The 26,169-nt window shown below is 66.4% G+C and carries 17 protein-coding genes and 4 pseudogenes; 8 read left to right on the top strand and 13 right to left on the bottom strand.

Going from position 1 to position 26,169, the window contains the following annotated elements:
• Positions 1-8 precede the first annotated feature (8 nt).
• The 3 genes from KZO24_RS25250 to KZO24_RS25240 all read left to right on the top strand — a co-directional run bounded on the left by KZO24_RS25250 (position 9) and on the right by KZO24_RS25240 (position 5,085).
• Positions 9-1,292 (top strand): sensor histidine kinase, encoded by a 1,284-nt coding sequence (locus KZO24_RS25250; protein ID WP_486487391.1) that lies wholly within the window; start codon positions 9-11, stop codon positions 1,290-1,292.
• Positions 1,289-4,231: a PAS domain-containing protein gene (locus KZO24_RS25245; protein ID WP_271183809.1), complete on the top strand. Its 2,943-nt coding sequence runs from the start codon at positions 1,289-1,291 to the stop codon at positions 4,229-4,231. Before KZO24_RS25250 ends, KZO24_RS25245 begins: the two co-directional genes overlap by 4 nt.
• Positions 4,232-4,347: 116 nt before the next feature.
• The gene (locus tag KZO24_RS25240) at positions 4,348-5,085 is read left to right on the top strand and encodes a FadR/GntR family transcriptional regulator (RefSeq protein WP_271183808.1); all 738 of its coding nucleotides are present in this window, start codon (positions 4,348-4,350) and stop codon (positions 5,083-5,085) included.
• A gap of 325 nt (positions 5,086-5,410) precedes the next feature.
• Here KZO24_RS25240 and KZO24_RS25235 read toward each other — a convergent pair whose 3' ends face one another.
• From KZO24_RS25235 to KZO24_RS25210, 6 genes and pseudogenes are all read right to left on the bottom strand, one after another.
• The gene (locus tag KZO24_RS25235) at positions 5,411-6,262 is read right to left on the bottom strand and encodes a TauD/TfdA dioxygenase family protein (RefSeq protein WP_271183807.1); all 852 of its coding nucleotides are present in this window, start codon (positions 6,260-6,262) and stop codon (positions 5,411-5,413) included.
• Positions 6,247-7,614, bottom strand: coding sequence for an amidohydrolase family protein (locus KZO24_RS25230; RefSeq protein WP_271183806.1), 1,368 nt, complete (start codon positions 7,612-7,614; stop codon positions 6,247-6,249). Before KZO24_RS25230 ends, KZO24_RS25235 begins: the two co-directional genes overlap by 16 nt.
• Positions 7,615-7,701: 87 nt before the next feature.
• Positions 7,702-8,151 carry a tRNA (cytidine(34)-2'-O)-methyltransferase gene (locus KZO24_RS25225; protein WP_271183805.1) on the bottom strand — a complete coding sequence of 150 codons (450 nt, stop codon included), beginning with the start codon at positions 8,149-8,151 and terminating at the stop codon, positions 7,702-7,704.
• A gap of 138 nt (positions 8,152-8,289) precedes the next feature.
• Positions 8,290-9,713, bottom strand: a pseudogene (locus KZO24_RS25220) (efflux transporter outer membrane subunit).
• Positions 9,714-9,721: 8 nt separating this feature from the next.
• A pseudogene (locus KZO24_RS25215) lies at positions 9,722-11,168 on the bottom strand (MDR family MFS transporter).
• An 86-nt stretch (positions 11,169-11,254) separates the two neighbouring features.
• The gene (locus tag KZO24_RS25210; RefSeq protein WP_486487390.1) at positions 11,255-12,358 is read right to left on the bottom strand and encodes an HlyD family secretion protein; all 1,104 of its coding nucleotides are present in this window, start codon (positions 12,356-12,358) and stop codon (positions 11,255-11,257) included.
• Between the two features lie 174 nt (positions 12,359-12,532).
• On the opposite strand from KZO24_RS25210, the gene KZO24_RS25205 reads away from it, so the two are divergent.
• Positions 12,533-13,000 carry a MarR family winged helix-turn-helix transcriptional regulator gene (locus tag KZO24_RS25205; RefSeq protein ID WP_285020786.1) on the top strand — a complete coding sequence of 156 codons (468 nt, stop codon included), beginning with the start codon at positions 12,533-12,535 and terminating at the stop codon, positions 12,998-13,000.
• Between the two features lie 207 nt (positions 13,001-13,207).
• On the opposite strand, the gene KZO24_RS25200 is transcribed toward KZO24_RS25205, so the two are convergent.
• Complete coding sequence (locus tag KZO24_RS25200) at positions 13,208-14,509, bottom strand: sugar MFS transporter (RefSeq protein ID WP_271183800.1); 1,302 nt, start codon at positions 14,507-14,509, stop codon at positions 13,208-13,210.
• Positions 14,510-14,613: 104 nt separating this feature from the next.
• Positions 14,614-14,859 carry a hypothetical protein gene (locus KZO24_RS25195; RefSeq protein ID WP_486487389.1) on the bottom strand — a complete coding sequence of 82 codons (246 nt, stop codon included), beginning with the start codon at positions 14,857-14,859 and terminating at the stop codon, positions 14,614-14,616.
• Between the two features lie 101 nt (positions 14,860-14,960).
• On the opposite strand from KZO24_RS25195, the gene KZO24_RS25190 reads away from it, so the two are divergent.
• Positions 14,961-16,037 carry a LacI family DNA-binding transcriptional regulator gene (locus KZO24_RS25190; protein ID WP_486487388.1) on the top strand — a complete coding sequence of 359 codons (1,077 nt, stop codon included), beginning with the start codon at positions 14,961-14,963 and terminating at the stop codon, positions 16,035-16,037.
• On the opposite strand, the pseudogene KZO24_RS25185 reads toward KZO24_RS25190, so the two are convergent.
• Positions 15,977-18,315, bottom strand: a pseudogene (locus KZO24_RS25185) (transketolase). The gene KZO24_RS25190 and the pseudogene KZO24_RS25185 overlap by 61 nt on opposite strands.
• Before the next feature lie 142 nt (positions 18,316-18,457).
• Between KZO24_RS25185 and KZO24_RS25180 the strand changes: the two are divergent.
• Positions 18,458-18,922: an Lrp/AsnC family transcriptional regulator gene (locus tag KZO24_RS25180; RefSeq protein WP_051211584.1), complete on the top strand. Its 465-nt coding sequence runs from the start codon at positions 18,458-18,460 to the stop codon at positions 18,920-18,922.
• 137 nt (positions 18,923-19,059) lie between these two features.
• Here KZO24_RS25180 and KZO24_RS25175 read toward each other — a convergent pair whose 3' ends face one another.
• Together KZO24_RS25175 and KZO24_RS25170 are read right to left on the bottom strand one after the other, a co-directional pair.
• Positions 19,060-21,165, bottom strand: coding sequence for a transglycosylase domain-containing protein (locus KZO24_RS25175; protein WP_486487387.1), 2,106 nt, complete (start codon positions 21,163-21,165; stop codon positions 19,060-19,062).
• Positions 21,166-21,245: 80 nt separating this feature from the next.
• Positions 21,246-22,427 (bottom strand): mechanosensitive ion channel family protein, encoded by a 1,182-nt coding sequence (locus KZO24_RS25170; RefSeq protein WP_271183796.1) that lies wholly within the window; start codon positions 22,425-22,427, stop codon positions 21,246-21,248.
• 200 nt (positions 22,428-22,627) lie between these two features.
• Between KZO24_RS25170 and KZO24_RS25165 the strand changes: the two genes are divergently transcribed.
• Positions 22,628-22,903, top strand: a complete 276-nt coding sequence (locus KZO24_RS25165) for a metal/formaldehyde-sensitive transcriptional repressor (RefSeq protein ID WP_008832657.1) — start codon at positions 22,628-22,630, stop codon at positions 22,901-22,903.
• A 16-nt stretch (positions 22,904-22,919) separates the two neighbouring features.
• The gene (dmeF, locus tag KZO24_RS25160) at positions 22,920-23,855 is read left to right on the top strand and encodes a CDF family Co(II)/Ni(II) efflux transporter DmeF (RefSeq protein ID WP_271183795.1); all 936 of its coding nucleotides are present in this window, start codon (positions 22,920-22,922) and stop codon (positions 23,853-23,855) included.
• 93 nt (positions 23,856-23,948) lie between these two features.
• Here dmeF and KZO24_RS25155 read toward each other — a convergent pair whose 3' ends face one another.
• Positions 23,949-24,647, bottom strand: a complete 699-nt coding sequence (locus KZO24_RS25155; RefSeq protein ID WP_271183794.1) for a hypothetical protein — start codon at positions 24,645-24,647, stop codon at positions 23,949-23,951.
• 11 nt (positions 24,648-24,658) lie between these two features.
• Positions 24,659-26,169: pseudogene (locus KZO24_RS25150) on the bottom strand (aldehyde dehydrogenase family protein).

Here is a 26,169-nt window from a genome sequence, read left to right as displayed (position 1 = left end):
TGGAGGCGATGGATATCGGCGCCGTCGCGCTCGACGACCAGGAGCGCTTGCTCTACGCCAACGCAGCCTTCTGCGCCCTGATCGGCTGCGGCGCGGCGGACCTGCAGCGTGAAGGGCTGTTCGCCCGGCTGGACGCCCGCACGGCGGATACGGTGCGCGGAACGATCGTCCAGGCGCGCGACGGTCGGCATCAGACACAGTTCGTCCAGACCCACGACGGTGCCGACCGGCACCTAATGGTCACGGCCGCCCCGCTTCCCCTTGCATTCGGGATCGGCTCCGCGCTGACCTTCAGCGACGTGACGGTCCGAGTCGAGGCCGCCGTCGCCGAGGAGTCCGAGCGCATTGCGCAAGCCGTCATCGCCTCCGCCAACGAGGCCGTGGTCGTCTGTGATCGCTCAGGGCGGATCATCAACGCCAACGCCGCCGCCTGCGCCGTCATGCCCGGAGAGCTCGCCGGCCGCCCCTTCGAGCAGGCCATGCCGCTGATCTTCCCGAACGGCAGCGCCGCCACCCGCACCGAGGACCTGATCGCCATGGCGGGCGCGGGCAAGGCGGTGAAGGGGCTCGAAGCTTTCGCGCCCTTCGCCAGTCCGCCCAAGGACCTGCTGGTCAGCGTTGCCCCCTTGCGCCTGACGGGAGAGGCGCCGGGCGGCAGCGTGATCACCCTGATCGACCTGTCCGAGCGCAAGGCCATAGAAAAACGCCAGACCCTGCTGATGCATGAGCTGGACCACCGGGTGAAGAACACGCTTACGATGGTTCTGTCGATCTGTAGCCGTACTCTGTCGGGTTCTGACGGGCTAGACGACTTCCGAGTGCGCTTCACCCGCCGCATTCAGGCGCTCGCCGCCACGCACAACCTGCTCGCCGACGCCTCATGGACGGGCATAGACCTGTCGGCGATGATCCGCAGCGAACTGGCGCCCTATCTATCGTCCTCCGGACCTCGCATGGAGATCGGTGAACTCGATCGGTCGGTCGGCCCGGACGTTGCCATCGCATTCGGCCTTGTCGTGCATGAACTGACGACCAATGCGGTCAAGTACGGCGCGTTGTCGGCAGAAAGCGGCTGCGTAACCGTCACCGGACGACAGCTGGAACGCGATCTTTACGAAGTGGCCTGGACGGAAAGCGGTGGCCCGCATGTGAAAATGCCCAGGCGCCACGGCTTCGGCCAGACCCTCATCACCCGCAGCCTGGCACGCGGCGACGGCACCGGGGCCACCGTCGATTTCGCACCCGGCGGTGTAGTCTGCCGCATGATCCTGCCCATCGAAGGCCGAGCGTGAGCAACGAACCCGAGAGGCCCAGCCACGAGGAACTGCTGGAGCGGCAGGCGTTCCAGCTGCGTCTCCTCGACGCGATGCGGCGCAGCGACGACGCCGAGGACATCCTGGCGGCCGCCGCGCAACTGCTGGGTGAGCACCTGGCAGCCGGGCGATGCGGCTTCGCGACGATCAGCGAAGACGGTACGAGGGCCTACCTCGACGCGGACTGGTCGTCCAGCCTGCCCAGCCTGCCCAGCCTTGCCGGCGAGACCCGCGTGCTCGACAGCTTCGGTCCGGAGATCATCGCGGAACTGCGACTCGGCCGCACTCTGGCGGTTTCCGACAGCGACATCGACCCACGCACCAGAGCCTTCGCGGAAGGCTGGCGTACCATCGGCTCGCGCGCACTCTTGGTCTGCCCGATCTTCCGCGAAGGCAGGCTCGACAGCGTCCTCTACGTCCACGACACGAGCCCGCGCGTCTGGACCGGGCGCGAGAGCCTGCAAGTGGAAGACGTAGCCCTGCGGACGCGCGATGCGGTGGATCGCGCCCGCAGCGAAGTGGCACTGCGTGCCAGCGAACTGCGCTATCGCTCCCTTTTCAATTCCATCGATGCCGGCTTCTGCGTCGTTGAGGTAGTCTTCGACGATGACGGCAAGGCCAGTGACTATCGCTTCATCGAGGTCAACGATTCCTTCGAGGCCTATACCGGGATTGCCGAGGCCCCGGGTCGCTGGATGCGCGAGATCGCGCCGGCCCATGAGCAACACTGGTTCGACCTCTACGGGCGCGTCGCGAAGACCGGGATTTCCGAAAGGATCGAACTCCCCGCCCGCCAGCTGGCCGACCGCTGGTACGCCGTACAAGCCTATCGCGTCGACGATCCGGCGCGGCATCATGTCGCCGTCCTGTTTACCGACCTGACCGTCCGCCGCCGTACCGAACGCGCACTGGAACGCAGCCGCGAGGAGTTGGAGCTGGCCGTCCGCGCGGCCGAGCTGGGCCGCTTCGACTACCGACCCCGCGAGGGCACGTTGACGTGGGACGACCGGTGCCGCGAATTGTTCGGCCTTTCTCCCGGGGTAAGCGTCAGTTACGAAACCGCGTTCCTGGCCGGTCTCCACCCCGAAGACCGTGACCGCGCGGATCGCGCCGTCGCGGCATCACTCGATCCCGATGGCTCGCATCACTTCGAGGTCGAATACCGGACGATCGGCATCGAGGATGGCGAACTGCGCCACATCAGCGCCCATGGTCTGGCCTTCTTCGACGGGCGTGCGCCCGTCCGGCTCATTGGCACGGTGCAGGACGTCACCAGTGACCGCGAGGCCAATGCCGCCCTGCGCGAAACCGGCGAGCGCCTGCGGCTTGCCGGGCGGGCCACCAACGACGCGGTATGGGACTGGGACCTGCGCGACGACCTCGTCACCTGGAACGAGGCACTCACCCATGCCTACGGCCATGCTCCGGAGACGGTAGCCCCGACAGGCGAATGGTGGCTGGCGCAAATCCACCCGGACGACGCCACCCGCATCCACGACAGCATCTTCCAGGTCATAGGCGGTCAGGACACCGACTGGAGCGACGAGTACCGCTTCCGCCGTGCAGATGGCAGCTACGCCGACGTTCTCGACCGCGGTTACGTCATCCGCGACGAAGCCGGGCGGCCGCAGCGCATGGTCGGCGCCATGCAGGACGTATCGGCCCGCAAGGCCGTGGAACGCCAGCTCGAGGAAGAGCGCCGCCGCCTCTACGACGAAGTGGTCGAGACGGCCGCCGAACGCGACCGCGCCGAGGAGGCCCTGCGCCAGTCGCAAAAAATGGAGGCGGTCGGACAGCTTACAGGCGGCCTCGCGCACGATTTCAACAACCTGCTGGCCGGGATTTCGGGCGCGCTGGAGATGATGCAGACGCGCATCGCCCAGGGCCGCACCGGCGAACTCGAGAAATATTCGACAGCAGCGCAAGGCGCGGTGCGCCGCGCAGCGGCGCTGACCCATCGCCTGCTGGCCTTTTCCCGCCGCCAGACGCTTGCTCCGACGCCCACGAACGTCGATAAGCTCGTGGCCGGGATAGAGGACATGGTAAGGCGCACGGTTGGGCCCCATGTGGAAGTGCAGACATCCTCTCACGGTGGGCTGTGGTCCACTCTGGTCGATCCCAATCAACTCGAGAATGCGCTGCTCAACTTGTGCATCAATGCCCGAGACGCCATGCCCGACGGTGGCCTCATCCGGATTTCGAGCGCCAATGTCGCGCTGTCGGCGCAACAGGCGCGCGAGCACGACCTGCAACCCGGCGAATATGTCGAGCTCAGCGTGGCCGACACGGGCACAGGCATGGCCAGGGAGGTGGTCGCACGCGCCTTCGATCCGTTCTTCACCACCAAGCCGATCGGTGAGGGCACCGGGCTCGGCCTGTCGATGATCTACGGTTTCGCACGTCAGTCCGGAGGACAGATAGACATAGAAACCGAACCGGGCTGCGGCACCACCATGCGCCTATACCTGCCGCGCCACGCAACGCTCGAGGCATCCGCGATCATGGCGCCGGTTCTTGAAGGTGAACCAGCGGCCGAGCAGCCCCGGCGCGTCGGCCGGGTACTGGTGGTGGACGACGAACCGACAGTGCGGATGCTCGTGGTCGAGGTCGTAGAGGAACTGGGCTATCGGGTGCTGGAGGCACAAGATGGACCAAGCGCAATGCGCGTGATCGACAGCGGACAGCCGATCGACCTTCTGGTCACGGACGTGGGCTTGCCCGGTGGCATGAACGGGCGACAGATAGCCGATGCCGCGCTGACCCGCCTGCCCTCGCTCAAAGTGCTGTTCATAACGGGCTATGCGGAGCAGGCGGTGATGGGCAGCGGCCAGTTGGCAAAGAACATGGCGATCATGACCAAGCCATTTGCGATGGATGCGTTGGCCGATCGCATCCGTGAAATCGCCGACCAGCCTTGATCGAAGGATCACCTTGTAGAGTCATAATTATCATATGAAACGTTCTTGTTCGGCTGGACGTACAGATTACCATAGCATTGCGGCAATGGCCCGGTTGGAAGGACAAGGACGGCTTCGTGGCAGGGTCTTCGCATCTCATCGTCGATGAACCGGTAGTTCAGCTCGGCCGGAACCTTACCTTCGGCTTGCTCGACAGCATCGGCCGCGCGATCGTCACCGGGCAGTTTGGCAGTGCTGTCTTCCCAACTGAAGCGGAGCTCGCCAAGCAACATGGGGTCAGTCGGTCGGTCACGCGCGAAGCGGTGAAAATGTTGACCGCGAAAGGTTTGCTCAGCGCGCGACCGCGCCAGGGTACGATTGTCCAACCGACATCGTCTTGGAACCTGTTCGATGCCGACGTGCTCCGCTGGATGCTGGAGCGACAGCTTTCGATCGACCTGCTGCGCCAGTTCAACGAGTTGCGGGTGGCGGTGGAGCCTGAAGCGGCTTCTCTCGCCGCGCGTGTCGCCGGAGAAGACGACATCCGCCGCATTGACGAGGGCCTGTGCCGCATGCAGGCGGCTGAATGCGGCTTCGACGATCCGCTGGAAGCCGACATCGCCTTTCACGTTGCGGTGCTAAGGGCTTCGAAAAATCCCTTTTACATCCAGCTTCGTGAAGTGGTCAGCACCGCGCTGCGCACGTCGATCCGCTTCACCAACCGCATCAAGGGTCGTACCGCTGACGTTGCCGAGCACGCAAAGGTACGCGACGCCATCGCGTCGCGCGATCCCGACGTCGCCCGCATCGCCATGCGCACGATTATCGGTGACGTACTCGTGCTGATCGAGGATCGCATCCCCTCAATCGAATGAGCAAGCACGCAATAACGTACATGATCGCAAACATCGTTATGGCCTGCGCTCGTCGTGGCTTATGCGTGTGTGCCGCCAGGAACAGACGCTGATCGCTATCCAGACCGCGTTTCATGTAGTGCTGCAAAAAGCGGACCTGCCCCTTTGCCACGTGGCACGCACGTGGACCACGGCCGTCGCGTAAGCTTGCGCAAAGCTGTACGCCCGCTTCATCGGTTTGATAGCCGCACGTTGAAGCAACGGCAATATCTGCCCTTTTCCAGCGCCGGACACATTCTTCGCGACCGATCAATAGTTTTTATTATTCTTATAATTCAACTGATTATCATACAGGAGTATCGCCGAGTATCTGCACGCGATAGCCGGAACGCACTTGCGGGAAGTAGTCCCAGGTCGCCGAGTGCTGCGTGCAGCGGTTGTCCCAGAACGCGATCGAATGCTGCGCCCATGAGAAGCGGCACTGGAACAGCGGGTGCTTCACATGGTCGAACAGGTAGGCCAGCAGCGCGTCGCTTTCGGCGCGCGGCAGGCCCTCGATATAGGTCGTGTAGCCCTTGTTGACGTAGATGGCCTTGCGCCCCGAAGTCGGATGCGTCCGGATCACCGGATGGCTGCTGCGCGGCAGCTTCATCCCCTCGGGCGTGATGCCGCCGAAGCCGACCACCGCATCATGCACCGCCGTCAGCCCCTCCAGATGCGCCTTCATCCGGTCGGACAAGGCATCGTACGCCGCGTACATGTTCGAGAACGCGGTATCCCCTCCTACCGGCGGCACCGTGTGCAGGTAGAGCACCGAGCCCAGCGGCGGTTCTGCGTCACAGCTCATATCCGAATGCCAGTCCTCGCCTGCGACGAAGGTGGAATCCCCGTCGGCGTGCATGATCGTGATCTCGGGATGGCCCGGCTCCTGCCAGGGTTTCGTGCTCGGCGCGATATGGATGCCGCCGAAATAGTTGGCAAAGCGCTTGTGCGCCGCGTGGTCGATCGGCTGGTCGCGGAAGAAGATCACCAGCCGGTCCTCCAGCGCGCGGTGCAGTTCCTCCACCTCGATATTGGAGAGCGGCTGCGTGAGGTCCACGCCCGATACCACCCCGCCCATACCGGGCGTGAGCGGGGTTACCGTGATCGCCGAATATTCCACCTTGTTCGTCCCTTCCTGCATCAGATGATCGGCCATTCACTGACCAACGGCAACCCCGATCGGCTGAGCAGGGCCTGCGCCATCGCCTGCCCCTCGGCCCACAGCGCATCCTCGTCGATGAGGGTGCAGCGATGGTCCTGCACCACACGCACGCCATCGACCCAGACCGAATGGACACCCCGCCCGTCGGCTGAGGCGACCAGTTGCTCGACCGGATTGTTGAGCGGCACCCATTCCGGACGCCGGATGTCATGGGCGACGATGTCCGCCTTCATGCCCTGTGCGAGAGCCCCGATGCTGTCCGACAGCCCGAGTACTGTCGCGCCGTGCAGCGTCGCCATCTCCAGCGCAGCGTGGGCGGGGAACAGCGAGCGGTCTTCACGCGCATCGCGGAACAGCGAGGCCATCAGCGCCATGACGCGCATCATGTCGTGGTTGTCCGCCCCGTCGGTGCCGAGCGCGATCGTGACGCCCGCCGCCGCCAGTTCGGGGAACAGCCCGCGCCGCGTCACGCCATAGCCGCCCCGCAGGGCGGCGTCGGGGCAGTGCGTAACACGGGTTCCGCTCGCCGCGACCAGTTCCGCCTCGCGCGCATCGATGTGGACCATGTGGACGAGGTTGAGATGCGGCCCGAGCACGCCCAGATCGGCCAGATGCTCGACCGCGCGCTTCCCGGTCGCGGCAAGATACCATTCGGAATCGCCCGCGACCGGGCTCATGTGCGCCGAAACGCCGGTTCCGGTTCGCCGGGCGAGTTCCGTCACCTGCCGCCACAAGCTGTCGGTCGCGGTCATATGCCCGATGAGGTTGGGCCAGGCGGCAATGCGGCGACCGTCCTGCGGATAAGCTTCGATGTCGCGCTCCAGCGCCGCGAAGGCATCGCGGGTGAGCGCATCGGCGTCGGCAGCGGGATCCCATGCGCGGTCCTCGGTCCAGCGGCCGACACGGCCCCGGATACCCGTACCGGCGATCGCGGCCATGACTTCGTCGAAGGCGATGACCGTTCCGGCCTCCAGGAAGGTCGTCGTCCCGGTGCGCAGCATCGCCGCGACGGCAAGCCTAGCCGCCACCGCCTGCTCGGCGGGGGAATGGTCCTTGTAGAGCGGGATCACCCACCGGCCGAGCGTCTCGTCGAACGGCAGATCGCCGGGGACGAAGCCCCGGATGAGCGTCTCCGTGACGTGGACATGGGCATTGACGAAGCCCGGCGTCAGCAGGAACCCGGAACCGTCCACGACTTCGAGCGCGGCGATCCCGGCAAGGTCGGCGGCCTTGCCCACCGCCACGATGGTGTCCCCCGAAAAGGCCACCGCGCCGTCGCGGATGACGCGGCGCCCGGCATCCATCGTGATGACCGTCGCGCCGGTAATGATGGTGTCTGCCTGCATGCGTCCCCGCCGTGGTGATGGCTGCGACTATAGCTCAGACACCGGGCGGCACTTGAGCGAGCGCGGCAGTTTTGTTGATCGGCCGGGTTATGGAAGCGTCGAAGTCTGCCGCAATCCTTCGCCGAGTGCGAGTGCCGCCGATGTCGCGAGGTTCATTGAGCGGACCTGCGGACGCATCGGAATGCGTACGCGGGCCTGGCACGCCTCGGCTACGAATTCGGGCACACCTGCGCTTTCCTTGCCGAACAGCAGCACGTCGTCCGGCCAGAAGCTGAATTCGTAAGCGGATTCGCTGCTCTTCGTCGTGAACAACACCAACCTGCTGGTCCCGACGGTACTCTTGAATGCCGCGAAATCGGCATGCCGCGTCACGCTGACGTGATCGATATAGTCCATCGCCGTCCGGCGGACCCGGCGATCGTCCCACGCGAAGCCCATCGGCTCGATGAGGTCCACCCCGGCGCCGAAACAGGCACACAGCCGCAAGACGGCGCCGACGTTTCCGGCGATTTCCGGTTCGAAGAGAGCAATGCGCATCGTGGCTAATAGGCACCGGGATACGGACCACGCAAGCCCGGCAGCGCAGGATTGCAATTCAATCCCGCGCCGTACCAAATCGACTGGACGGCCGACAGCGGCCCATGCCTGCCGGCCGATCTGCTCAATTAGGTCCGGTCAGCGCCAGGCGAAGCCCAGCGCTTTCTGGATGGCGACGTAATCGCCCGTCAGGGCGGCGCGCGCGGAGACGAGGTCCTGCTCGGCACGATTGAGGTCGTTGCGAGCGCTGAGCGCGGCTACCTTGGTCGTCGTTCCCGCCTTATAGCGGCTCTGCGCCAGCCGTTCGGTCAGCGCCGCCTTGTCCCGCACGCGCGCTAGCGAGGCGACGGTCACGCGGGCCTCGCGGAACCGTGCAAGGGCGTCTTCCGCATCCTGCAGGGCCGACAGGACGGCGCCGTCGTAGCGGGCCTCCGCTTCGTCACGGGTCGCCCTGGCCTGTCCGACTTTCGCCTTGGTGCGGCCGAAATCGAGGAAACTCCAGCTCAGCTGCGGCGCTCCGACCGCCACGAAGTCGTCGAGATTGCCCAGATCGCTGATCTTGGTGCCGCCGATGCCGATGAGGCCCATGAACGACAGACGCGGGAAGCGCGCCGCCTCCGCCTGGCCGATTTTCGCGGTATCGGCGGCCAGCGTACGCTCGGCAGCGCGAATATCGGGACGGTGCGCAAGCAGCACCGAAGGGTCCCCCACCGGCACCAAGGCGGGGGTAAGGGTATCTCACCGCCCCCGGACAGGTCCGCATCGACCGCACCGGGCTGCTGACCGGTCAGCACCGCCAGCGCATTGAAATAGGCGTCCCGCTCGGCCGCCAGAGGGGAGATCCGTGCCCGCGTCGCATCCAGTTGGCTCTCGGCCTGCGCGACGTCCGCCGCTGTCGCCGTGCCGCGATCGAAGCGCTGGCGGGTGAGCGCCAGCATGTCCTGCTGCATCGCCACCGACTGCTCGCCCAGCGCAATGCGCTGCTGGCGATCGCGCAAGTTCAGGTAGCTCTGCGCAACGTTGGCGGAGATGCTGACCTGCACGTCGGCAAGGCTCGCCTCGGTGCCTTCCATCTGTGCGCGCGCGGCTTCGACCGCGCGGCGCTGGCCGCCGAAAAGGTCGATCTCCCAGCTCGCGTCGAAGCCGACATTGTAGAGGTTGAGGTCGCTGCTGGAACTGCCGCTTTCCTCTCCGCTGTCACTCGATCCAAGGTTCGCCCCGGGAATGTGCGCATGGGCATAGAGCGCCGAGGCGCTCGCCTTGGGTGCGCTGTTCGCGCGCTGCTCGCCCAGCGCCGCGCGGGCCTGCCGCAACCGGGCTTCGGCAGCTCGAATGTCGGTGTTGTCCGCGAGCGCGCGGGTGATCAGGGCGTCGAGGTGCGGATCGCCGAGGGTCTTCCACCAGTCGGCGACCGGCGGCGCACTGGTCGTGCCCGCATCGGCGCGCACGAAGCCTCCAGCGGCATCCGATGCCGTCTTGGGCGGCCCGGCATAGTCGGGGCCGACGGTGCAACCGGCCAGCAAGCCGGTGGCGAGGGAAAGCAGCAGAATCTGGGAACGCATGGTCTTCCTCAATGTCCGGACGCCAGCGGCGCATTCTTGGGCAGCGGGCGCAGGAAAAGCACGAGCGGGATCACGAACACGATCCCCACCGACATGATCCAGAACATGTCGCTGTACGTCATCGTCAGCGCCTGAGTCTGGATCGTCGCCGCGATCGAGCGCAAGGCGCCGCTCCCCTGCCCGGCGACGTAGTTCTGGACCGCCAGCGAGTTGGCGTTGAGGCTCTCCTCGAGCCTGCGGCTATGCAGCCAGAGCCGCTGGTCCTGGATGATTGCGATCCCGGCGAGAGCGAACGAGCCGCCCAGGTTGCGCGCGGAATTGTAGAGCCCCGAGGCGTCGCCCGCCTGCTCCGGCGGCACCGATCGGATCGCCGCCTGATTCAGGAACATCATGCAGAACACGGTGCCCATGCCGCGCAGCAGCTGGGAATCGGTGAAATCCGAACTATCGGACGTGGCAGTCAGCCCGGTCTCCAGCCACGCGCTGAGCGCAAGGATACACAGCCCGAGGCAGACGGAAATGCGGATGTCCACGTTGCGCAACAGCCATGGCGTGATCGGCATCATCAGCATCACCGGAATGCCCGAGAGCATCACCACCTGCCCCGCCTGCAGCGAATTGTACCCGGCGATGGTCGCAAGGAACTGCGGGATCGCATAGGACGTGCCGTAAATCACCATGCCGACCACGGTGACCATGGCGACGACGCTGCCGAACTGCCGGTTGAGCAGGAGGCTCAGCCGGATGACAGGTTTGCGCGCAATGACCTGCCCCAGCCCCAGCAAGGCGAAGCCCAGCAGCGAGATCAGCGTCAGTGTGATGATCAGCGAGGATCTCGAACCACTGTTCGCGCTCACCCTCTTCCAGCACCACCGTCAGCGCGCCCAGCCCCAGCGCAAGGCCGAGGATGCCGAGCCAGTCCGCCTCGCGGATCAGGTGCAGCTTGGCCGGCTGGTGCGGGATCGCGAGGAGCAGCAGCGTCACCAGCGCGATGCCGACCGGCAGGTTGAGGAAGAAGGCGTAGTGCCAGCTCACGTTCTCGGTCAGCCAGCCGCCGAGCACCGGGCCGACCACCGGCCCCAGCAGCGCGGTCGCGCCGAACAGGGCGTTGCCTACCGGTTGCTGCGCGCGAGGCAATCGTGTCGCCACGATCGTCATCGCCGTCGGGATCAGCGCACCGCCGGTGAAGCCCTGTCCGATGCGGCCGGCGATCATCATCGGCAGCGTCGTCGAAAGACCGCAGGCGATCGAGAACAGGGTGAACAGGATCGAGGCGACCAGCAGCAGCGTGCGCAGGCCGAGCAGCCGCTCGAGCCAGCCGGAGAGGGGAATGACGATGATCTCCGCCACCAGATAAGCCGTCGCGATCCACGTGCCCTCGGTGCCGCTGGCGCCGATTTCGCCCTGGATCGTCGGCAGCGAACTGTTGACGATCGACACGTCGAGCGTCGCCATGAGCGCACCGAGCGTGCCCGCCGCCACGGCCAGCCAAGCCGCCGCATCAGCGCGCTTTTCAGGTTGAGGCGCGGAAACCGCGTCGTTCACTGCTTGGCGTCCCGGCGCGCCTCTTCCTGAGCGGCGATGCTGCGCTGCGCGCCCTTGGCCGAGATCGTGTCAACGGTGACGACCACCGACAGGCCCGGCACCAGCACGCGCCGCGCTTCGGTGCCCGCGTCGATGGCGATGCGCACCGGCACGCGCTGGACGATCTTGGTGAAGTTGCCCGTGGCATTCTGCGGCGGCAACAGCGAGAACTGCGCACCCGTACCCGGCGAGATGCTTTCGACGTGTCCGGCGATCTTCGTGCCGTCCAGCGCGTCGATCTCGATCGTCGCGGGCTGGCCCGGACGCATCAGGCCGATCTGGGTTTCCTTGAAATTGGCGGTGACGTAGAGCTTGGACAGCGGCACCACCGACATCAGCCGCGTCCCCGCCTGCACGAACTGCCCGGCCCGCACCGTGCGGTCGCCGATCCGGCCGGCAACGCTGCTCTTCAGCACGGTCGAGCCGACGTTGACGTGCGCGGCGGCCAGCTGCGCGCGCGCCGCCTCGCCCTGCGCGTCGGCCTGACGAACCTGCGCATTGAGCGAAGCGATCCGGCGCTCGGCCGAAAGCAGCGTGGCGCGCTGTGCATCCGCGACGGCGCGGGCTTTCACCGCCTGATTGCGCAGGCTGGACAGGCGCTCGGCGGTCTCCGCTCCGCTGGCGGCGAGCGGCGCGTAGCGGGCCGCCTCTCCGGCGGCGAAGCGCGCGTCCTGCTCGGCCGAGGCAAGCTGCGCGCGCGCCTGCGCGATGGCCGCTTCCTGCTCGCCGATCGTGGCGCGCACATTGTCGGCATTGGCCTTGGCGACGTCGATCTGGGCCTGATACTGCTGCGCCTGCGCATCGTAGTCACGCGGGTCGATGCGGACGAGTGGCTGGCCCACCTTCACATCCTGGTTGTCACCGACGAGGACCTGCTCGACATAGCCGGAAATCTTGGGAGAGATCGTGACGGCGTCAGCCTGGATATAGGCGTCGTTGGTGTCCTGTTCGAACTTGCCGTACATCTGGTACTGGGCGAGCCAGATGCCGCCTGCGACCAGCACCAGAACGCCTGCCGCCAGCAGGCCCCGGCGCACACCCGGACGCTTGAGCGGCGGCACGCGCTCCTGCCCCTGATTCGCAGCAGACTGTCCCTGCGATCTCGCTCAAATCCGTTGCCATCAATCGAAATCCATACCGTTATTGCTGCATCGCAGCGGCGATTGCGCTCGCACTTGCACCTAAGCGCGATGTATGGCAACACCATTTTATATGGTCCCACACTATTTCTCGTCATGAGCATCGAGCACGAAATCCTCGAAGAGATGCGCGATCTGCACCAGCGGATGCATCGCCTGTTCAACGATCGCGTGCGCGAGCGGGGCACGTCCCTTGCGCAGCTCAAGCTGCTGATGCTGCTGGATCGGGCCGGGCCAATCCGCTCGACCGATATAGCCGACACCCTCAATCAGGCGCCGCGCACGGTGACCGAGGCTGTGGATGCGCTGGAACGCGATGGCCTGGCGATGCGCACGCCCGATCCGAACGATCGCCGCGCGAAGCGGATCAGCCTGACGCCGGCCGGGGCGGTGGTGGTGCAGGAAGTCGCGCCTTACCGGGATGCGTTCGCCGCCGAGTTCTTCGAGACTCTTCCGGCAGCGGACATGGCAGAGTTCCTGCGCATCCTGAAAACGCTGAACGACCGGATCATCGAGATGGGCGCGCCAGTCGGCCTGATCCCGGGTGCGGCCTCAGGTCAGTAAGGCGACCGTCAGAGCCGCGATCGTGCCGGTGCACATCACCGCAATGCACAAGATGCGGAATTCGCAGGCGCAAAATACGGATTCCAAACCGTCCATAGCCTCTCTCCATGCCGCCTCATTCTTGAGTGCGTCACTGAGAGTACCATGGGCGGCGATTGCTCGCCAGCGCTGGGTGAGCGATCAGCCACGCATCGCGGCGGCGTTGGCCTACGCCTGTGCGGCGCTCTTGCGCGCGAAGAGGCCGAAGCCCGCGATGACCGCATAGCATAGCGCCGGAAGCACCAGCGCCACGCCGAGATTGCCCCCGGCCGCGTCGGCGATCGCGCCGGTCGCCAGCGGCACGATCGCACCGCCGCAGATCGCGACGTTGATGATGCCCGACCCGTCCGCCGCACGCATGCCCAGCTTGTCGCAGGCGAGGCTGAAGATGGTCGGGAACATGATCGAGTTCATCAGACCCACAGCCAGCAGGGCATAGCCCGAGACATGGCCGCTGGACGTCACCGAAAGAGCGATCAGCGCTATCGCCGCGCAGGCATTGAAAGCCAGCACGATGCCGGGGTTCAGCACGCGCAGCACCGCCGAACCGATGAAGCGGCCGACCATCGCTCCGCCCCAGTAGAGGCCGATCAGCTTGCCCGCCGACTGCTCGGGCAGCGCCATCACATGGTCCTGCATCAGATAGCTGACGATGAGCGAGCCTATCGACACTTCCGCCCCGACATACAGGAAGATGCATAGCGCGCCGTAGCCGAAGCGCGGACGCTTCAGCAGATCGAAGCCCGCGAAACCGTCGGTGTCCCCGTGCTTCTCGACCGGGAGACGATTGCGGAACGTCCACACGGCTCCCGCGACGATCGCCAGGGCAACCGCGATGCCCAGATAGCCGTGCACGATCGCGGCGCTTTCCGCGCGGCGATAGGCGTCGAGCGCCTCTCCGGTCAGGTCATGGGCGGACACCTTGGCCAGACTGCCGAGGATCAGCACCGACCCCGCGATCGGGAAGATCGTGGTCCCCAGCGAGTTGAACGCCTGCGCGAACGTCAGGCGCGAACTGGTGGTTTCCGGCTTGCCGAGCAGGCTGATCAGCGGGTTCGCCACCACCTGCACGATCACGACCCCCGCCGCGAGCACGAAGTACGCGGCCAGGAACAGCCAGTAGCTCGCGGTCTGCGAGGCCGGGATGAACGCCAGGCAGCCCGCGATCATGATCACCAGACCGGCGGCCGCGCCGCGCATGTAGCCGACCTTACGCACCAGCATCGCGCCCGGAATGCCGATCACCGCATAAGCCGTGAAGAAGCAGAACTGCACCAGCATCGCCTGCGTGTAGCTGAGCGTGAACAGTTCCTTGAGCTTGGGGATGATCACGTCGTTCAGGCTGGTGATGCCGCCGAAGATGAAGAACAGCGCCATCACGAAATAGCGCAGCTCGGCCGCATCGACGTGGCCTCCGGGCACTTCCTCGGCGAATTGCGGATCACTGCTGGTGGACGGCGCCATCGCCATGACTGGGGATTCCTTGTGCTGCGTGTCGGGAGCGGTCGTAGATCAAGCGGGGGTTTCTGCAAGGCCGGTCGCGGAGGAGGGTGCGACCGGCCTTGCTGGGAGGATCAACCCTCCCAAAGCTCTCCGCCCGGCCGCGCCGCCACGGGTTCGCCCGGCTTTTGCGCCGAAGCGACTGCAAGGAATTCGCTCACTGTCCCCTCCCGCTCTGCCGGCGCGCTTGAAGATTGCGCCTGACGTTTGATCTGCTGCATATGTATTTCCAAAAACAGCGCTGTCATTAAAAAAGATGCTTGCGATTGCAGGTAGAACGTGACCGCTAACAGGATTGCTTGATACAACGCTGTCTTCATACTGAACCCGCCTCCCGCGTGATGGCGATTGCCTTGCATTCGGGCGGGCTTGGTGAAACAGAGGCCATGCACAAAGCCAATCTGAGGAAGCACCGGGGGAAATGAAAAAGGTCACCATCATGGACGTTGCCCGTCAGGCGGGCGTCTCGATGAAAAGCGTCTCCCGGGTCATCAACAACGAAGCGAGCGTCCGCCCCGACCTCAAGGCCAAGGTCGACAAGGCCGTCGCCGAACTCGGTTACCGCCCCAACTTCGCCGCGCGTGCGCTGGCGGCCGGACGCTCGTTCTTCCTCGGCATCCTGTTCGACAACCCGAGTCCGGGCTACACCCTCCAGATTCTCAACGGCGCTTATGCCGCCTGCCGCGCGGCGGGCTTCCAACTGGTCATCGAGAGCGTCGACACCTCGGCCAGCGACATCCGTGAGACCATGGACGGCCTGCTCGCCAGCGCCCGCCTGGACGGCATGGTCGTCACCCCGCCCGCCTGCGACAACGCGGCCGTCATCGCCGCCCTCGACGCGCGCAAGCTGCCCTACGTCCTGCTCGCCCCGATCCGCGACAATCCCGAAGTCGCCAGCGTCCGCTCGAACGACGCGGCGGCGGTGCACGATCTCGTCCGCCACCTCTGGGGCCTCGGCCACCGCAGGTTCGGCCTGATCGACGGCCCGGCGACGCATGGCGCGAGCCAATGGCGGCGCGAAGCTTTCGTCGCCGCGCTGGAGGAACGTGGCCACGCCCCGTCCGACATCGTCACCGCCACCGGCGAGTTCACGTTTTCCTCCGGGATCGGTGCCGGACTGCAGATCATGCGCGCGCCCCAGCCGCCGACCGCGATCTTCGCGGAGAACGACGACATGGCCGCCGGTGTCTTCGCCGCCGCCGCGCAACTCGGCGTCAAGATCCCCGACGACCTCTCCGTCGTCGGCTTCGACGACAGCTGGATCGCCCGCAGCGTCTGGCCGGAACTGACGACGATGCGCCAGCCTATCTTCGAAATGGCCGAAGAAGCCGTGCGGCTGCTCCTCGACTTCTGGAAGACCAGCGAAGTCGGCAAGAAGACCTTCGATTGCACCCTGGTGACGAGGGGATCGACCGCGCCCCTCGCCGCTGAAGGCGCTCAGTCCTCCAGGAAAAGTTCGGCGGCGGCGTCGATGATGGCGTCGGCGTCGAGGCGGTAAGTCCGGTAGAGATCGTAGAGGTCCCCGTCTGCCCGAAGCGGTCGGTGCCGAGCGGGCTGACGCGCATGCCCTTGACCCCGCCCAGCCATGACAGTGCGCCCGGCGAGCCGTCCAGTACCGTCACCAGCCCCGCCCCCGGCGCCAGCGCACCCAGCAAGGCTTCGGCATGGCTCGGCGCCTGCTTCTGCCCGTTCCAGCGCGCCGCCCGCCGCGCCGACCAGCCCCGATGCAGCAGGTCCGGCGAAGTCACGTTGAGCAGGCCGATACCCGGCAGATCCTCCGCCAGCTCTTCCCACGCCGCCAGCGCTTCGGGCGCGACGACGCCGGAGAAGGCGATCGCCGCCTGCGCGTCCGGCCCCGGCTCCTTCAGCCAGTATCCGCCCTTCAGCGCATCGACCTGCCAGTCGTCGTCCTCGCGCTCCACCTGCGGGATCGCGCGGGTCGAGAGGCGCAAATAGACCGAGCCGCCGTCCTCGCGCTGCATGTGGTCGAACGACCAACCCATGATGAGCGCCAGTTCGTCGGCGAAGGCCGGGTCGAAGGCGGTGAGGCCGGGCTGGCCCATGCCGATCAGCGGCGTGTTGATCGACTGGTGCGCGCCGCCCTCCGCCGCCAGCGTCAGGCCCGAGGGCGTGCCCACCAGCAGGAACCGCGAGTCCTGATAGCAACCATAGTTCAGCGCATCGAGCCCGCGCGAAATGAACGGGTCGTAGACCGTCCCCACCGGCAGCAGCCGTGTGCCGAAGTGCGGCCCGGCCAGCCCCAGCGAGGCGAGCATGATGAAGAAGTTGTTCTCGGCGATGCCCAGTTCGATGTGCTGGCCCGCCCCGTGCGCCGACCATTTCTGCGCCGAGGGGATCTTCGCCTTCTGGAACACGTCGGCCAGTTCCTGCCGCCGAAACAGCCCGCGCTGGTTGACGAAGCCGCCGAGGTTGGTGGTCTGCGTGACGTCGGGCGCGGTGGTGACGATGCGGTCGGCCAGTTCCTCACCCGACTTGGCAATGTCGAGCAGGATGCGCCCGAAGGCGGCCTGCGTCGATTGCTCCGCGCCTTCGGGCGCCGGCAGCGCGGGCACGGCGACGGCAGGCGCCAGCGGTTCGGCGGGCTTGCGGGCGATCGGGCTGGTCTTGACGAAGGCGTCGAGCGCGGCGGCGGCATTGTCGCCAAGGCCGCCCCAGGGTTCCCACTCCTGCCCTTCCGGCACGCCCATCAGGCTGCGGAACTGCTCCATCTGGGGCGGGTTCATCATGCCCGAATGGTTGTCCTTGTGCCCCGCCAGCGGTAGCCCGTGGCCCTTGACGGTGTAGGCGATGAACAGCGTCGGCCGGTCATCGTCGCAGGCATCGAAGGCGTCGATCAGGCTCTCGATGCAGTGGCCGCCAAGGTTCGTCATCAGCGCCGCCAGCGCATCGTCGTCGTAGCTGTCCAGCAGCTTGCGCACTTGCGCCTTGTCGCCGATGTCGGCCATCAGCCGCGCCCGCCAGGCCACACCGCCCTGATAGGTCAGCACCGCGAAGTCGGCGTTGGGGCACTGGTCGATCCATTCCTCGATCGCCTTGCCGCCGGGCTTTGCGAAAGCCTCGCGCTGCAGCTTGCCGTACTTGAGCGTGACGACGCGCCAGCCGCAGGTCTCGAAGATGTCGTCGAAGCGGCGGAACATGCGGTCCGCCGTCGTGCTGTCGAGCGACTGGCGGTTGTAGTCCACCACCCACCAGCAGTTGCGCAAGTCGTGCTTGTAGCCTTCAATGAGGCATTCGTAGATGTTGCCTTCGTCGAGTTCGGCGTCGCCCATCAGCGCGATCATCCGCCCCGCGTCTTCCTCGCGCACTTGACCATGCGCGACGAGATAGTCCTGCACCAGACTCGAGAACGCCGTCACCGCGACGCCGAGGCCGACCGAGCCGGTCGAAAAATCGACGGGGATCGTGTCCTTGGTGCGCGAGGGATAGCTCTGCACGCCGCCGAGGCCGCGAAAGCGCTCCAGCTTCTCGCGCGTCTGCTCGCCCAGCAGATAGTGGATCGCGTGGAGCACCGGCCCGGCGTGGGGCTTCACCGCCACCTTGTCCTGCGGGCGCAGCGCATGGAAGTAGAGCGCGGACATGATCGCCGTCATCGAGGCGCAGCTGGCCTGATGCCCGCCGACCTTCAGGCCATCGCGCTTGGGGCGCAGGTGGTTGGCGTTGTGGATCGTCCATGCCGAAAGCCACAGCAGCCGCTTCTCCAGCGCCTCCAGAGTCGCGACAAGGTCGGCGCGGGTCTGGGTGATCGTGTCGGCCATCTGCTCATGCTCCCTGAATGGCGCTCGAGCGCCATCGCGGCAGAATACGCTCGGCGGGCTGCGCATGTCCTTGCGTGTTCGGCCTCTCGGCGCGTATCCATTGGCAGAACCTGCCGATAATTCCATAATGGACGCCATAATCATGCCATCACCGCTGGACTCGATTGACCGCCGGATTCTCGACGAGCTGCAGTCGGACGGGCGTATCACCAATCAGGAACTGTCGGAGCGGGTCGGCCTGTCCCCGTCCCCCTGCCTGCGCCGCCTCAAACAGCTGGAAGGCGAAGGCGTGATCACCCGCTACGTCGCGCTGGTCGATCCCGAGACGGTGGGCCTTGGCGTCACCGCCTTCGTCCGCGTGCGGCTCGACCAGCAGGACGACCGCCACCTCGAAGCCTTCGAGACCGCGATCATGCAGTTTCCCGAGGTGATGGAATGCTACCTGATGACCGGGGAGGCGGACTATCAGTTGCGGCTGCTGGTGCCTTCGCTGGGCACTTTCGAGGATTTCCTGCGCAACAGGCTGACGCGGATCGAGGGCGTCTCGCAAGTCACCACCAGCTTTGCACTAAGGCCGGTGGTGTACCGGACGAAGATTCCGGTGTGATGGCGGCAGGGACGTCTTCCCGGACTTGATCCGGGACCGCTGGCCGTGACCAGCCCACTTACGGGAGCAGCACCTTACCGACAGAACTCGCCTAAAGACAGCCACCGGTCCCGGATCAAGTCCGGGACGACGAACTGTCACGGCGCCCCCGAAGGGCTCGGCGCGACCGATGATCTCGGTGCGGGTGAGGCGCTGCCGCTCGGCTCGATGCGCAGGCCCTGCCCGTCCAGCGTCACGTCGAGCGGCACCCCTTCGACCCTGGTGCTCAACACCGCCTGCCCGTTCTCGATGCGGATGTGGTTGTCGTCGCCCACCGGAATGTCGCCGAGGTCGGGCACGTCGAGCGGCTGGACCGGGCCGTCCGGATCGGCAGCCTTGCGCGGCGGCGCGGCCTTCTCGCCCAATGCCTCGCGCATGAAGTCGCGCCAGATGCGCGCCGGGACGGTGCCGCCGGAGACCCCGTTCAGCGGCGAATTATCGTCCTTGCCGACCCAGACGCCGACGACGAGATCACCCGAATAGCCCACGAAGAGCGCATCGCGGTTCTCCTGACTGGTGCCGGTCTTGCCGAAGTTCGGCGCCTGCAGCATGGCCGCACGGCCTGTGCCGCGATTGACGGTGGCGCGCAGCATGCCCTCGATCGCCTCGTGATCATGCTTCGAGAGCGAGCGCTTGCCATCGAGCAACCAGTCGAACCAGCCCGCCTCCGGCACCGGGAAAGCGCGCGGCTCGACCGGGAAGCTGTTGGCGGCGACGCCCGCATAGGCGGAGGTCAGTTCCAGCAGCGTCATCGTCGCGGTGCCGAGCGCCAGACTGGGATCGCCCATCGGCAGCGGCGAAGACACGCCGAGCCGCCGCGACATGTCGATCACCGACTCGTCCCCGACCCGGTTGAACAGCCGCACCGCCGCGACGTTGCTGGACCGCGCGAAGGCATCCTCCAGCGTGATCGTCGGCGAATAGGCCCCGCCGGCGTTCTGCGGGCGGTAGGAGCCGGTATCGATCGGCGTGTTGGGGATCGTATCCTCGGGGCTCATCCCGGACTTGATCGCGGCGAGGTAGACGAACAGCTTGAAAGTCGAGCCTGGCTGGCGGCGCGCCTGCGTGACGCGGTTGAACGGGCTTTGCGAATAGTCCCGCCCGCCGACCATGGCGACGACCTCTCCGTTACGGCGCATGGCCACGAGCGCGACCTGCGTGCCTGCAGGAACCTGCCGGGTGGCGCGGTGCGCGGCGGCTTGCAGGCGCAGATCCAGCGTGGTGCGATAGGACTCGGCGTGGCCCGCCGCTTCGAGCTGGCGCGCCTGCGGCAGCGCCCAGTCGGCGAAGTAGGTGCCGGTCGGAAGCTCGGCCCGGTTGCGCACGTCGAGACGGGGCGTGGATACGGCCTTCGCGTGCTGCGGAGTCATGTATCCCGCATCGGCCATGGCTTGCAGGACCACCCTCATCCGCTTTTCGGACGCGGCGAAGTTGTTGGTCGGCGCCAGGCGCGAGGGAGCCTTCATCAGCCCTGCCAGCAGCGCCGCCTGCCCCTCGGTCAGCTTCTCGGGCTGGCGATGGAAGTAGTGCAGCGAGGCCGCGCGGATGCCGTAGGTATTGTCCCCGAAGTAGGCGTTGGAAAGGTAGCGCTCGAGGATCTCGTCCTTGGTCAGCCATGCCTCCAGCCAGAACGCGATCAGCATCTCGCGCCCCTTGCGCGTGAGGCTGCGCTCCGAACTCAGGAACGTGAACTTGGCCAGCTGCTGCGTGATGGTGGAGCCGCCCTGCGTATTCCCGCCGGTCACGTTGCTGAGCGCGGCGCGGGCGATGCCGCGCGGGTCGATGCCCCAGTGCGAATAGAACCGCCGGTCCTCGATCGCCAGGAACGCCTGCACGACGTGCGGCGGCAGGTCCTTTACCTTGACCGGATCGTCGGTGACCGCGCCGTTGCGGGCGATCGGCGTACCGTCGGCGGCGAGCAGGGTGATCTCGGGCGGCGCGATCGGCTGGAGCGACTTGGACAGCGGCGCGGTGACCGCGAGATAGCCCACGGTCAGCACGAACAGCGCCAGAACCCCCGCGAAAGTGCGGACGATGCGCTGCTTCCACGTCCAGCGGTGCCACGGCAGAAGCCGCCACAGCCATGCCAACAGTCGGCGCGGCCAAGTGCGCCACCCCCTGCCTTCGGGCAAGGGGGTCTCGACGAGCACGTTGTCCAGTTCGGGCTCGCGGGGGTCGGCGGCTATATGGCGGGAAAGCTCCATTGCCGCCTGCGTTTAGCTGATTCTCCCGGCAAACGCATCCGGGGTTTCGACGAAAGGCGTACAGCGCCCTGCCATCGTCGTCAGGTCGCCTTTTCGGGATAGGGCATGATGATCGTGCCGTCGGGCGCGGCGGTGAAGGTCGTCTGCGTGGGATAGGGGATCGCAATGCCCTCCTGCGCGAACCGCTTGACGATCGCCACCATCAAGCGGTCGCGCAAGGGGTGGGCGATGCCCCAGTCCTTGCCGGGCACGTCCACCAGCAGGCTGAAATCGAGCGAACTGGCGCCGAAGCTCTCGAAACCGGCGCGCGATGCCTTGCCGCCTTCCGCCTCGACAAGCTCGGTCAGGATGCCCGGAATGCGCGCCAGCGTCTCCGGAGGGGTCTCGTAGGCGACGCCGATGGTGAACGGCAGGCGGATGTGGTCGCGCCCGCTGACGTTCAGGATCTCCTTGTCGAGCAGGTTCTTGTTGGCGATGATCCGCAGTTCGCCGGTATAGGCGCGGATGCGCGTGGATTTGAGCCCGATCGCCTCGATCACGCCCGAACTGGTGCCGAAGCTGATCTGATCGCCCTTGCTGAAGGGGCGGTCGAAGATGATCGCCAGCGCCGCGAAAAGATCGGCGAAGATGCCTTGCGCTGCCAGACCGATGGCGATGCCGCCCACACCCAGACCCGCGACGAGGCCGGTGACGTTGACGCCGATGTTGTCGAGCAGAACCACCGTCGCCACCGCGAAGACGACCACGCTCACCAGCAGGCGGATGAGGCCCATGGCGTTGATGATCGCTTCGCCCTTGAAGTGCTCGGCCGAAGTCTTGTGCTCGATTGCGCCGAGGATGAACTCGCGCGCCCAGATCGCGCCTTGCAGGACGGCGGCGAGGGTGAAGAAGAAGGTCACCATCCGGTCGATCATCGGCGGCGTCTGCGCGTAGCCGTCGACCGCGCGGATCGCGACCATGATGATGAAATAGTTGGTCGTCTTGGTGACCACCCGGCCGACGATGGTGAGCCAGTCGCCGCGCCCGCGCTCTTCCCGACACAACCGCGCGCCGAGGCGGCGTAGCGCGTAAAGCGCCGAGACGATGGCGACGGCGATGGCCACCGCGATGATGATCTGCAGCCAGTAGGTCTGGAACCACGCGAAGGTCGAATTCGACAAGTCGCGGACCTGCACGGAAACGTCGGGAATGGGGGACTTTGCGGGAGCCGGAGTGGCGGCGGGGGCGGCTGCCGCTGCGGCGATAGTGGTGATTACGCTCATCGCGTGCTCGTGATCCTGCGTCTGTGGCGCCGGCTGCGGATGGCGACCCGAACCGGCGGATGGGCGACGCTCCCGAAGCGAAACGGAGCGTCGGCGCGGGCTTTTGAAATGAACGGCCCTCGACTTTGTTCCCGTATCGGGACCGCCCGGGCGGGTCAAACCTTGCGGCTTCACCGCTTATACCCTAAGGGGGTATAGGTATGGCACATCTCGGCAAGGACAATCAGGCGCTCATCATGCGGATACGTCGCATGGTCGGGCAGTTGCAGGCGGTCGAGCGTTCGCTCGTCGAGGGCGAGGACTGCGCGAAAGTGCTGCTGCAGAGCGCGGCGGTGCGCGGCGCGGTCAACGGTTTCATCGACGAACTGATCGAGGACCACCTGCGCACCCACGTCTCCGCGCCCGACCTCTCCGATGCCGAGCGCGAGGACGGCGTACAGGCCGTGATCGCCGCCATCCGCCGTTACGCGAAGTAGAAAGACCGCATTTCCCATGGCTTCCCTGCCTCACCCATCCGTTCACGATCACGATTTCCTCGGCGCCTCGCACGACGCCAACGCCCGCCGCACGCAGTGGGTCGTCGTGCTCACCGCCGTCATGATGGTGGGCGAGATCGTCGCCGGATATGCCACGGGATCGATGGCCCTGCTCGCCGACGGGTTCCACATGGCGACCCATGCCGGAGCGCTCGGCGTCGCCGCGCTGGCCTATCGCTATGCCCGCAGGCACCGCCGAAATCCGGCCTTCAGCTTCGGGACCGGCAAGGTCGGTGACCTCGCCGGCTTCGCCTCGGCTCTGGTTCTGGCGCTGTTCGCGGTGGGGATCGGGGTGGAATCAGTGGAACGCCTGCTCAACCCCGGCCCGGTGGCGTTCGGGGACGCCACCATCGTCGCGGTGATCGGCCTGATCGTGAACATCGTCAGCGCCCTGCTGCTGTCGGGCGACCATCACCACCATGGGCACGGGCATGGCCACCATCATGAGCACGCTCATGATCACGGGCATCATCACGGCCACGCGCACAACGACAACAACTTGCGCTCGGCCTACCTGCACGTGCTGGCCGATGCGCTCACCTCGGTCATGGCGATCGTCGCGTTGCTGGCCGGGCGCTATCTGGGCTGGACCTTCCTCGACCCGCTGATGGGCGTGGTCGGCGCGGTCGTCATTGCGCGCTGGTCATGGTCGCTGATGAAGGACACCGCCGCCATCCTGCTCGACCGCACCGACGACCACGTCGCGGAAGAAGTGCGCGAGGCCATCGAAGGCCCCGGCGACGCGCGCATCACCGACCTCCACGTCTGGCGCATCGGCCCCGACGCCCATGCCGCGATCATATCGGCCAGTTCGGCACGCGACCATGGCGAACTGCGCCGCCGCCTCGCGCCGGTGCATGAACTGCGCCACGTCTCGATCGAGCGACATTGAGGGCAGGCGTCGTCCACACCCCTCGTCATTGCGAGCGTAGCGAAGCAATGACGAAAAGGAGTGAGAGCAGGAAAAGGGTGAGCGGGGCCGACGTCAGCTTGCAAACCAGGCGCTATCCTCGCCCGTGGCGGTCGCGTAGCGCTCCAGTTGGCTGTCGAGGCCGGAGAATTCCCAGGTCAGGCGCAGGAACACCGAATCCTCGCCGTGCACCCACAGCCGCGCCGGCGGCCAGTGCGGCTGCCAGCGCAGTTCGTAGACGTCGGCCGTGAACGTGCCCGCCGGGACGGTCACCTCCTCCTTGCCGACATAGGTAACGCCGATCGTGATCGGCAGCGCGACAAGCGAGCTTTCGCCGTTGACGTCGTAGGAGCAGGTGACGCTCGGGATCATCCGCTCCGCCCCCGGCTCGTCGGTCCCGCGCGCAAGCGCGATGGCACCGTCGCCCACTAGCGGATGCAGGCCGAGATAATCGACCCGTCCGGGCAAGGTCTGGCTGGTGCGCCCGAGGTTCGCGGTCAGCGACTCGCAGTGCGTGGCGTCAGGCGTGAAATAGTACCAGGAACTGCCCGTCAGCTTGCCGTGCTGGACGACGCGCACCTGACCCTCGACCGGGCGCAGATCGGCATCGAGGCTCCACGAAGCGTCGCGGGTCAGGGCGCCGTCGCCCATCTCGCAATAGGCGCGGACCGTGCGACCATCGGCGCGCACGTCGATGCCGAAGTCCTCGATCCCCTGCGGGCCGTTGGCGTGATGATAGACGATGCGGCCCGCATGACGACGAAGATAAGTCACTGCATTTTCCATCACAGGGCCACGGTCACGGCCTTGGTCTCCAGATAGAGGTCCAGCCCCTCGCGCCCGAACTCACGCCCCCAGCCCGACTGCTTGAAGCCCCCGAACGGGATGTTCGCGCCGACCGCGCCGTGAGTGTTGACCGAGACATGGCCCGACCGCACCCGCGCCGCCATCTTGTGCGCGGTGGACAGGTCCTGCGTCCAGACGCTGCCCGAAAGGCCGAAGTCGCTGTCGTTCGCCATCGCGGCGATGGCGTCGAGGTCGTCGCCCTCGAAGCGCTGGACGGCCATGACCGGGCCGAATATCTCCTCGCGCACCACGCGCATGTCGGGGGTGGTGTCGGCGACGATGGTGGGCTCGACGAAGTGGCCGGGGCCTTCGGGCGCCTTGCCCCCGCGACGACGCGCGCCGGGCCTGCCCTGGCCTCGTCCACGTAGCTCATGACGCGGGCCTTCTGCTTCGCGGAGATCAGCGGGCCGATCATCGTGTCCGCATGCAGGCCGTGGCCGATCTTCATCGACCCGGCGAACGCGGCCATGCCTTCGAGCAGTTCGTCGTAGATATCGGCGTGGACGAAGATGCGCGTGCCCGCCATGCAGTTCTGGCCCTGCAGGAAGAAGGTCGCCATCGCAACGCCCGGCACGGCCTTGGCCATGTCCGCATCCGGGAAGACGATCACCGGCGACTTGCCGCCCAGTTCGAGGCTGACTTTCTTGAGATCGTCGGCGCATTCGCGCACGATCAGCTTGCCCACTTCGGTCGACCCGGTGAACGAGATCTTGGACACCAGCGGGTGCTTGACCAACGCCGCGCCCGCCGTCGCGCCATCGCCATTGACGATGTTGACGACGCCCTCGGGGAAGCCCGCTTCCATGATCAGCCGGCCGAGCACGACGGCGCTGAGCGGCGTCTCCTCGGCGGGCTTGAGGACCACGGTGCACCCCGCCGCCAGCGCCGGGGCCAGCTTGAGACACGCCATCGAGAGCGGCACGTTCCACGGCACGATCTGGCCAACGACGCCGACCGGCTCGCGCAGGGTGTAGGTCAGCGCCTCTCCCGCCGCGAGGACATGCGCGGGCGGCGTCGTGGTGGTGCCCTCGATCCGCTCCGCCCAGCCCGCGTAGTAGTGGAACAGTTCGGCATTGTTGCGCGCGGTCAGTCCGGCGAGCCACATCGGCATGCCGTTGTCGATGACCTCGAGTTCGGCCAGCACTTGCGTGTTAGCCTCGAACAGGTCGGCCAGCTTGCGCAGCAGCCTTGCGCGCTCGAAGTGCGAGAGCTTCGACCACGGGCCGCCGAACGCCTTGTGGGCCGCGCGGACCGCAAGGTCCACGTCCACCGCATCGCCCAGCGCGAAGCCCGCCAGCGCGGCGCCGGTCGCGGGATCGTGGGTTACGCCCGCCGCGCCGCTTGCGGAGGATACGAACTTGCCGTCGATCAGCAGCGGGAAGTCGCCGCGCAGGACGTCCCAGGTGCCGGGCGAGAGTTCAACGGGGAAATCGGCTGCAGTCAGGGTCAT

This window comes from Novosphingobium sp. NFX11 (assembly GCF_057376415.1).
The sequence above is the reverse complement of the archived record's forward strand: the minus strand, read 5'-3'. Positions and strand labels throughout refer to the sequence as shown.